At 31.8% G+C, this 10,416-nt stretch carries 8 protein-coding genes; 7 read left to right on the forward strand and 1 reads right to left on the reverse strand.

All coding sequences use genetic code 11. The features are described 5' to 3' along the window. Nucleotides 1–41: 41 nt before the first annotated feature. A complete protein-coding gene (locus tag ACODS7_RS11840; protein ID WP_243168386.1) occupies nt 42–1,355 on the reverse strand; it encodes an ArnT family glycosyltransferase in 1,314 nt (437 codons plus the stop codon). A 298-nt stretch (nt 1,356–1,653) separates the two neighbouring features. Between ACODS7_RS11840 and ACODS7_RS11845 the strand changes: the two genes are divergently transcribed. The 7 genes from ACODS7_RS11845 (at nt 1,654) to ACODS7_RS11875 (ending at nt 10,325) form a co-directional block, all read left to right on the forward strand. After that, nucleotides 1,654–2,166, forward strand: a complete 513-nt coding sequence (locus tag ACODS7_RS11845; RefSeq protein ID WP_000412120.1) for an acyl-CoA thioesterase — start codon at nt 1,654–1,656, stop codon at nt 2,164–2,166. A 208-nt stretch (nt 2,167–2,374) separates the two neighbouring features. Then, nucleotides 2,375–3,103, forward strand: a complete 729-nt coding sequence (locus tag ACODS7_RS11850; protein ID WP_048564315.1) for a glycosyltransferase family 2 protein — start codon at nt 2,375–2,377, stop codon at nt 3,101–3,103. 6 nt (nt 3,104–3,109) lie between these two features. Next, entirely contained in the window at nt 3,110–3,460 is a 351-nt protein-coding gene (locus tag ACODS7_RS11855) for a DUF2304 domain-containing protein (RefSeq protein ID WP_097961415.1), read from the forward strand. A 354-nt stretch (nt 3,461–3,814) separates the two neighbouring features. Next, nucleotides 3,815–4,795 (forward strand): glycosyltransferase family 2 protein, encoded by a 981-nt coding sequence (locus ACODS7_RS11860; RefSeq protein WP_098630107.1) that lies wholly within the window; start codon nt 3,815–3,817, stop codon nt 4,793–4,795. Between the two features lie 97 nt (nt 4,796–4,892). Next, the gene (locus ACODS7_RS11865; RefSeq protein WP_098630106.1) at nt 4,893–6,314 is read left to right on the forward strand and encodes a flippase; all 1,422 of its coding nucleotides are present in this window, start codon (nt 4,893–4,895) and stop codon (nt 6,312–6,314) included. A 309-nt stretch (nt 6,315–6,623) separates the two neighbouring features. Continuing rightward, entirely contained in the window at nt 6,624–9,290 is a 2,667-nt protein-coding gene (locus ACODS7_RS11870; protein ID WP_224980462.1) for a YfhO family protein, read from the forward strand. 96 nt (nt 9,291–9,386) lie between these two features. Continuing rightward, nucleotides 9,387–10,325, forward strand: a complete 939-nt coding sequence (locus ACODS7_RS11875) for a glycosyltransferase family 2 protein (RefSeq protein WP_043935117.1) — start codon at nt 9,387–9,389, stop codon at nt 10,323–10,325. The last annotated feature ends 91 nt before the right edge of the window (nt 10,326–10,416 follow it).

The raw sequence follows: 10,416 nt of genomic DNA on the forward strand, positions 1-10,416 counted from the left end.
TTCATCTTCCATCAAAAAAAAGAATCCAGAATGGATTCTTTTTATTTTCTGAAAAATATTTTTTGACAATACACATAACTCATATAAACACCAAAGCTCTGCAAAATAAACACTGCCGGCATAATTACATTGTAATATGCCATATCTACTTGGAACAGCCTTAACAAGACGTAGCCACTAATTAAAAATAAGAACAACATATATCCCTCATTTTGTTGTTTCTTAATAAGAAAGTGTAATAGAGCTATAGTCATAAACAATGTTACGGCTATATATATCAGTCTTTCACATTTGAAAAGAATAGAATTTATCCCCTCATCTGAAAACTGATTTATCATCGGCTCTAAAAGTTTAAATCTTTCTCCCTCAATCTCTTTTAACTTTTGATCAATATGCTCTGTTACACTTTGATTTTTCGATATTTTTTCCTCATGTTTCGTTTTTCCAATTAAGACAGATTGAACATACGTCTCATTCGAAATCGTATATTGTGACAATCCCATCGCCTTAATTCCATAATTCACACCAAAATGAGTACTATAAAATAGAATAAGTATCCCTACCATCTTTAGTAACACTTTTTGTTTCGTTGCTGATTGAAACACTTCAATTAATAATACATATACAGTGATAAAAATAGGAAGAAATAATCCCATTGGAAAAATCATATTACTAAATGCAAATAAAATCGCTGAAAACACCCACATATAAGGATGATCTAACCCTTTATATAAAAGTATGTAACAAGCAAAATAAAATAAAAATATTGCAAGTGACTCAGGAGTTAATACAGAACTCAGCAATATATTTGGAATATACAGAGCATAAAATATAGAAGCAATACGACCGCATTCTTCTCCAAAAACCATCGCCGCAATACGATAAATAAAAAATGCGGTTCCTGCGCAAAATAACACATTAAATAGTTGTAAAGCGAATAATGTATCACCAAATATACGAATAATTACTGACTCATATATAATAAAAGGCAAATGAGTTACAGTCTCTATATTATTACCAATTGCAATCTGCTTTGCAGACTCATACATCACTTTCATATCACCAATTATTGGAACGTCTACAAATAACATCATACTAAGTCTCGCAACTATAGATATACTTATAAGAAAAATAAGAAATTGTTTATCTGTAAAACGATATTGTAGAATTGATGCCACTAACAAAATAAGTATGAAGAAAATTGCCAATATGATGGTTACACTTGTTGTACTTCCTCCAAAGAATTGCTTACTTGTCTCAAATGCTGCCCAACAACTATAAACAAAAAATGCGAGCATCGCACCGATCGTAATTTTATTGAAGAAAGATGAAAAATTTGTTTGTATATGATTCATATGTCCATTGCACCTCTATTTCCATTCATAACAAAACGATTCTATCATGAATGGGTACACGGCTGATAGAGAATTTCTATGACAAATACATAGTCATTACTTTTTACTTGCAATGTAAGCGAATCCTCTTTTACACTACATTTTAGATAAAATAAATTTTCTTTCAGTTACATGAATACAAATACAGAAGTTTAAATAATCCTCTTTTGGAATACACTTTACTTCATTAAATATCTAATATGAGTAATCCGCTTACACATATTATTCTGATTGAAAACAGACTATAGGGGCTGAATATATGGAAAAGAAATTCATGCGAGAATCTAAAGCAATTAAGACAACACGTGTTTTTCCTAACGATTTAAATAATCACCAAACACTTTTTGGAGGGAAATTATTAGCAGAAATTGATAGTATTGCTTCAATTGCGGCTGCAAGACATAGTCGTAAACATTGCGTGACAGCATCTATTGATTCAGTTGATTTTTTAACTCCAATTCACCAAGCTGATTCTGTTTGTTATGAAGCATTTGTATGTTATACAGGGAAATCTTCAATGGAAGTTTTCGTAAAAGTAATCGCAGAAAATTTATTAGCAGGCGAGCGTAGAATTGCTGCTACTTGTTTCATTACATTTGTAGCAATAAAAGATGGAAAACCTTCGTCCGTACCACAAGTACTCCCTGAAACTGAAGAAGAACATTGGTTACACACAACCGGTTTAGAACGCGCGGAAAACCGAAAAAAGGGACGTTTAAAAAGTAAAGAGATGGCTGAGGTTTTAACTTTAAGTAAGCCTTGGAATATTTAATACAATCTTTTCATCATACATGCACAGGTTCTTCCTTGCATGTATTTTTTTATACAAAATATCACCTCTTACCATTTTATTCTCAATCTGTTCTCCTAAATCATGCATCAGCTTTTCCTTTATTTTGTTATACTGTTAATGGTATATTAAATAAAGTTCGTTTAAAAATAACCATAATATGATTAAGTATATAAGGGATGGTGCGGTAATGACTATTGAAGTACCAATTTCAATACCAAAAACGTTAATTATTATTCCAGCGTATAACGAGGAAGAAGCAATTGCAGATACATTAACAAGATTATTAAAACTAAAACAGCATTTTACAGGATTAAGCATTTGCGTTATTAATGATGGATCACACGATAAAACAGCTCAAATCGTAAAAGATTTTCCTGTTCACCTTGTGAATTTACCATATAACCTAGGTATTGGCTCAGCTGTACAAACTGGATATAAATACGCATATGAGAACGGATATGATATTGCGATTCAGTTCGATGCTGATGGACAACATAATCCAGATGATTTATATAAAATTATAAAGCCTATCGCTGAAGATGAATGCGATATGGTGCTAGGGTCACGTTTTACAGAAAAAACAACATATAAAGGTAGTATTTCTAGAAGGATCGGTATTTTTTATTTTACTGCTCTATTGAAAGTACTAACAAAACAAACATTTATGGATCCAACTTCTGGATATCGTGCTATCAATCGAGAAGTAATTAAAATTTTTGCACACAACTATCCAAAAGATTATCCAGAACCAGAAGTTCTTATTCATTTAAAAAAGAAAAAACTTCGCATTAATGAAATATCTGTAAATATGCAAGAACGACAAGGTGGACAATCTTCCATCACACCTTTTAAATCTGCATATTACATGATTAAAGTAAGCCTTGCTATATTGATGCAAAAAATCGTGAAAGGTTGATAATAAATGCCTATAATTACCTTTTCATTCATCTTTATTTTATTATTATTATTATTAATTATTAATTCCATTCGCCGTGGAACTTTAGAAACGAAATATGCTATTTTATGGATTTTAGTTTGTATTGCAATGGCTATTTTAAGTTCTACTGATAAAATTATAAACTGGATTGGAAAACTATTAAAAGTAGAATATCCCCCTTCCATTTTATTCTTATTTGGACTATTATTCTGTTTCATCTTAATTTTCGACCTAACAAGAAAAATTTCTAAACAACATCATCAACTTGTAACATTAACGCAAGATTATGCGTTACTAAAGCAAAAATTAAATGCAACTAAGCCAGACAAAGACTAACCTAATATTTCAAAGTTAATATAAAAAACCTCTTAATTTATTTAAAAAATTAAGAGGTTTTTTTATTCTCAATAATAATTTATTCGCCTTCACAATCGTTACAATAAATACATCCTACTTACTAATAAGTTAAAATGGTATGAATAAGAATTTATATGCAATAGACATGTTAAAGCTGTTTGAAATACGAGAATTAACCATAAGAATCTCACTTCCCGCCACCTTTTTAATAGAAAGTTGATTTACAAAGTTTATATGCGTTAAACTTATACAGATGTTCTTGTAATCTTCTCCCTTTCAAAGGGCTTGTATATATGGTGCAAGACATAAAAAACTTGAGGAGATAAAAATTCTATGATGGAACAAAAGCAACTTGTTTCTGTTGTCATACCTCTGTATAACACGGAAAAATATATTGAAGAAACGATGCAGTCAATACTAGATCAAACATATAAAAACATTGAAATTGTAATTGTAGATGATGGAAGTAAAGATCAATCACCTTCTATCGTGAAAAACCTTGCCGAAAAATATACAGGGCAAGTAAAATACGTTCATCAAAAAAACCAAGGTGTTTCGGTAGCTCGTAATACAGGTATCGAAAGTGCTAGCGGAGAATATGTCGCTTTCCTTGATAGTGATGACTTATGGCATCCAACTAAAATTGAGAAGCAAGTCGAAAGTATGCATAAAAACAACATGGACGCGTGCTATTGTGGTTATATGAATTTCTACGAAGAAACAGGCGAGAAGGTTGAACATACAACAAACTTTATTAAAGGCGATATGGCAAAAGCATTCCTAACACATCAAGTTGTTGCTCAAACAAGTACTTGGATTTTCAAACGATCCATCGTAATGGATCATAACATTCGTTTTACACCAGGATGTAGTTGGGGCGAAGACTTGGAGTTTTTATTTAAGCTTATGAGTGTGATAAATGTATGTTATGTCGATGAATACTTAACATATTATAGAATCTTATCAGAAGGAAATCTTTCTTCTAAGTATAAAGATTATGAATTAAAAACAACAAAAGAGCTGGAAGTATTCAATCGTATGAAGGACTGGGTACATAATAAATCTCAAGATTTCATTACAAATGATTCTCAGTCACTTATTGAAATTCTTGAGACTTATTTATTCCCTTATACGGTTATCAATAATGCTTGTATATACATTAAAGAAAACTCTCAATTAAATAATGCCCAAGTTCAATTAATCAAAAAAGATATAAAGAGATATTGCCGTAAAATCTATTCAAAAAATGGAAAGCGTAGTAAAAAGCTATATGCAATGCTTTGGTTTGTACGAATTAAATTTATGTTTTCTTAAACTGAAAATATAACGATACTCTCTCTTTCTGTGAACAAATCAAATTTACAAATAGGACAAGCTAACCGGGTCCTAAAGAATAGAAAGGTCCTTTCTCATGAAAACAAATAAAATTCTAAAAAACGCATCCTACCTATTTGTAGGAAACATTACTGTCCGCTTTGTACTGGCCATTGCAACAATTCTCTTTGCAAGATATGTTTCTCCAGAGGATTACGGTATGTTTACAACTGCATTAGCAGTTTCAGCTGTTATTTGTTACTTTACAGATGCAGGTTTGACACATACGTTTATGCGTGAAGGAACGAGAAGCGACGCTAATATTAGTGTACTAATAAGTAGTTATTTACGTATTCGTTTAATATTAGCTATCGTAATTTCTGTACTCTTCGCCATTTTTGCCCAGTTCTTCTATCCCGATGCTTACTTACGTGCGATGGTATATTGGGTTGTTCTACCGACAATGTTCGGAGCAACTTTACAAGGTATTGGAATGGCTTACTTCCAAGTAACAGAACGCATGCAATTTACAGCTATTATTTCTGTACTACAAGGTGTAACAGCTGCCGCTGCCTTATTACTAGGAATGTCTTTTCAATGGTCACTTATGATGGTTGCTGCTATGTACGGAGTATCTAGTCTTGTAACAGGTGTTATCGCCTTTATAATGACAATACGCTATACAGAAGTCCATAAGGGTTGGGATAAAGGTATTTTAGATCAACTACTTATTTTCACAATCAATGGAATCATCATTATGCTCTTACCACAATTGGGGCCTATTATATTAGAAAAGGTTTCAACATATAATCAAGTTGGATTCTTTGGTGCTGCATCTAAAATACCTGCTGTACTATATCAAATACCTGGAGTAATTGCAGCTGCCTTTTATCCAAGGCTTTTTGCTTTTGGTAATGAGAAAAACATTGAAGAACATAGAAAATTATCAAGTTTTGAATTAAAACTTATGTCTTTTTTAGGAATGGGAATTTCTATCCCCTTTATTGCTGATCCAAGTTTCTGGATTGTTAGTTTATTAGGAGAAAAGTACGCTCCCGCCGGTGACGCTCTTGCTATTTTAGCGTTTATGGTTATTTTACAATCAATTAACTATCCACTAGCCGACAATTTAACAACAATTGGCCAGCAATGGAAACGTGCAACAACAATGACTATTGGATTAGTTGTTGCCATCATAGGTTATATTGTATTAGGTAGTAAATACGGAATGATGGGGGCAGCTGTCGCAGCTATCCTTACCGAAATTACACTATTAATCGGATTTACCCTCTTTATTCGTAAAGGCATACAATTATTAGTTAAAGGAATTATATTTAATTCCTTAGCCTTTCTTATTAGTTACGGCATATACCGATTTACATTAAGTAGCTTACCACCATTAGTTGCTTTAACGCTTACTGGTATACTATACGGTATAATCGGGGTTTTAATTGACCCTCAAATACGTGGATTCGTTTTAGAGTTTATAAAACAAAAACTCATTCGCAAATATGCTTAAAAACAAAAAGCTTTTCCTATTTAAAAATGGAAAAGCTTTTTGTTTTTTTATATACCACCATTTTTCTTCAGTAAAAAAATTCTATATATTCCAGGTCAAATTGACTTACTTTCTGAAAATGCCTTATACTAAATTACATGTAAACTATGAATTTCAACGCCTGTAAAAATATATATGCTTCAACAAAAATATATATTTTCTCATGTTAAAACTAAAGAACACACCTTTAAAAATTGGTGTGTTTTTATATGCTACCTAAAAGCTAGTTGCTACATGATAAAAACTTTTAAAGGAGGATTATCAATTTTTATGAGCATAAAGCCGAATAATAAATTCTTTTCCAAGAAAACGATAATAATTATGCCAATATTATTATTGTGTGCTTTTGCTTTTCATTATTTCTTTTTAACATCTAATCAAGCCTTTTCTGGTACAGGGGATGCGTTACGCCAATTTGGCTTCTTTACGTTTCTTCTGCAACATGCCTTTAAAGATGGCAACCTTTTTTGGTCTTTTGATTATGGGTTAGGTGGAGATTTATTTGGAGAGTTTAGTTATTATTACAGCACATCACCGTTTTTCTGGATTACACTGTTACTACCTAAACTAAGTCTTGAGCACGTGTATGACGTGAAATTATACATGAGTATTTTAAAAAACTTTTTAGCTATGTTATTCATGTATGGCTCTTTACGTTACCATAATAAAACAGCATTCTCATCTTTTGTTGCTGCTATTATATATGGTGGCTGTATTACTTTCATCCGCCACTCTTTACTATGGGATTTCATGGCTGATGCCATTGTATTTTTACCATTAGTAATATGGGGACTTGATAAATATATTATTGAAAAGAAGCGCGGATTTTTCCTAATCGCTGCTACTTTAATGTTAGCATCAAATTTTTATTTTGCTTTTATCACAAGTATTTTCATATTCATTTATGCATTATTCCAATACTTTGCGACACAACAAAATAAAACGATTGTCTCTTTTCTAACTTATTATATTAGAATCGGCTTATTGTACGGACTATCACTCGGTTTAGCCGCCGTTTGCTTCCTCCCATCAGTTAATGCCGTATTTAGCGCCGATCGACTATCAAAAAAGTTTGAGATACCACTATTATTTGAAGATAAGTTTTATAAAGATTTAATGGAAAATATTTTCTTCATGTATAGTGCTGAAAATCATCAACTAGCTTTACCAGCTTTAATTTTATTCTTAATCGTATTTGGAATGTTTATACGTGATAAACTCGTTAAAAATAAAGTATTCTTTACGTTATTCATGTTCATTCTGTTTATGCTTCCATATACATATTCTGTATTTAATGGTTTTTCAGCAATGCAATCCAGATGGTTTTATTTATTTGTATTTGTCATTGCCCAAACAATTGCATACATCTTAGATTGGATGGTTATTCATAAGAAAGACTACAAATTACCTTATTTAATAAGTCTATTAGTATCTATAGGATTATTCATTTATGCATTTTATAGAAAAGCAAATATAAATGTAACTGATAAGCCTTTACAGGACGTTGATAACATTTTACTCGGAACCGTCGCTCTTTCTGTTATTACAGTATGTTTATGGCGTTATATTTCTAAACCTTTCATACAATTTTTAGTTGTATTGAACATGCTCGTTAGCACAATTTCTATGAATTATATGTATGCGAATAATATACTTAGTACCGTTTACGGACAGAGTCAGATTTCACCAGAAAAGTTACACGAACCAGGCTATGATAATAAAGAAGAAATTGCTGCAATTCGCTACATACAAGAACATGATAAAGACTTTTATCGTATCCTTAATCCATATAGCGAATACAACACGCCAATGCTACAAGGCTATCATGGCGTAAGTACGTATCAAAGCTTGGTTAACTATTATGTCCATGACTTTATGAAAAATAAATACGGCGTATTCCAAATGTACGATACACCTTCAATGTTTTATCAAGCTGATAGCCGACTACTACTTGAAAATATGCTAGGTGTAAAATATCGCGTATTAAGTGCTGATACAGATCCAAAGAATGTACCTTATGGATATAAACTATTACAGCAAGTAGGACCATATAATATTTACAAAAACGACTATGCTTTACCGTTAGGATATGTATATGATTCGGCTATAAGTGAAGAAGAGTTTTCTAAATTAAACTTCGCTCAGCGTGATCAATTATTATTACATGCTGTTGTCGTTAATAATACAAAAGAATTTTCATTAAACCATTTTAATAAACAAGATCTTAAATCAAAGGCAGTATCTATTAAAACGGAAAAAGCAAAATTCGAAAACATGGAAAAAGAAGGAAATAAACTAATTATTCATGGCTATGGAAATATGATCGTACCTATCAATTATCCTAATACGCCTGGTGATCTACTAATAGAATTAAAGTTGAAAAATGCAGGTACATTCAATGCAGCTGTTAATGGAAAAATGATAGGAAAAGGTGACGATGCTGGTGCATACTCGTATCCGTTAGAAAGATTTGTTTACAATTTAGGCAATGAGCGTCCAGAAAACCTAACTATCTCTATTGATGTGGCAGGTGAGTATGAATTAGGTGACTTACAAGCAAATATTGTAAACTATGAAAGTGTACAAAAAGAAACAAAAAAATTAACTGAAAATAGACTTGAAAATATTTATTATAAGAACAATTATTTAAAAGGAGATATTAACTCAAATAAAGACGGGCTCCTATATTTATCTGTTCCATATAGTAAAGGTTGGACTATAAAAATTGATGGAAAAGAAAAGGAATTTACGAAAGCGAATTCTGCCTTTATCGGTGTTCCCATTACAAAAGGCTCACATGTAATCGAAATGACTTACGTTACACCTTACTTCAAATTAGGTATGATTATATCAATTATCTCACTAATTATTTGTGTAGCTTTACTGATTTTCACAAATCCAAAAGCACGACGAAAATTTTCTTTTAAAAAGCAATAATGAGCAATCAATGAATCATGAAGCTATCCAATTGGATAGCTTCATGTAAAAACGCATAACATTGTTTTAACCCACTACAAACAAGGAGTGTCAAAAATGACTCTTTCAATCGTTGTACCATGCTACAATGAGGAAAAGGTGCTTCGTGCCTTTTATTCAGAGACTTCTCTTGAAATTCATAAATTAACTACCGATTATGAATTTGTTTTTGTTAATGATGGTAGTAAAGATGATACCTTAAATATTTTACGTGATTTAGCTAGTGCAGATTCATCGGTACACTATATATCGTTTAGTCGAAACTTCGGAAAAGAAGCTGCAATGTTAGCAGGTTTAAAATATGCTACAGGCGATGCAATCGTTATTATGGATGCTGACTTACAACACCCTCCTACATTAATAAAAGAACTGTTAGAAGGATATAACGACGGCTACGACCAAGTCATTGCAAAAAGGACAAGAACTGGTGATTCACCCGTTCGCTCTTTCGTCTCTCGTCTTTACTATAAAGTAATGAATAAATTTGTAGATATTGAATTAGTAGATGGTATTGGTGACTTTAGACTTTTAAGCCGAAGAGCAGTGGATTCTTTAGTATCTTTAAGTGAATACAACCGATTTTCGAAAGGCTTATTCTCTTGGATCGGTTATAACGAATTAATCATTGAATATGAAAATGTATTACGTTCTGATGGAGAAAGTAAATGGACCTTCTCGAAATTATTAAATTACGGAATTGATGGTGTAATTTCATTCAATAATAAACCGTTACGTCTATCTATATATCTCGGATTACTAACAACCATTTTTGGACTTTTATATGTAATCACTACGTTCGTTCAAATCATCCTTGGTGGTGTGGAAGTTCCTGGTTACTTTACTCTCATTTCCGCTATACTATTTATTGGCGGCATTCAACTCATATTCCTAGGGGTTATTGGTGAATATATCGGTCGTATTTATTATGAAACAAAACGTAGACCACATTTTATTGTAGCTGAAAAGAAAGTTAGTGAAGTTAAACAAAAGGCATAACAAAAAAGTTACTTCTATAGGTAGAAGTAACTTTTTTCAGAGTGTTGGGAAACCCTTTAGGGGTTCCCAACATTCTGGAATCATTTTGATT

This window comes from Bacillus sp. FG16 (genome assembly GCF_057809515.1).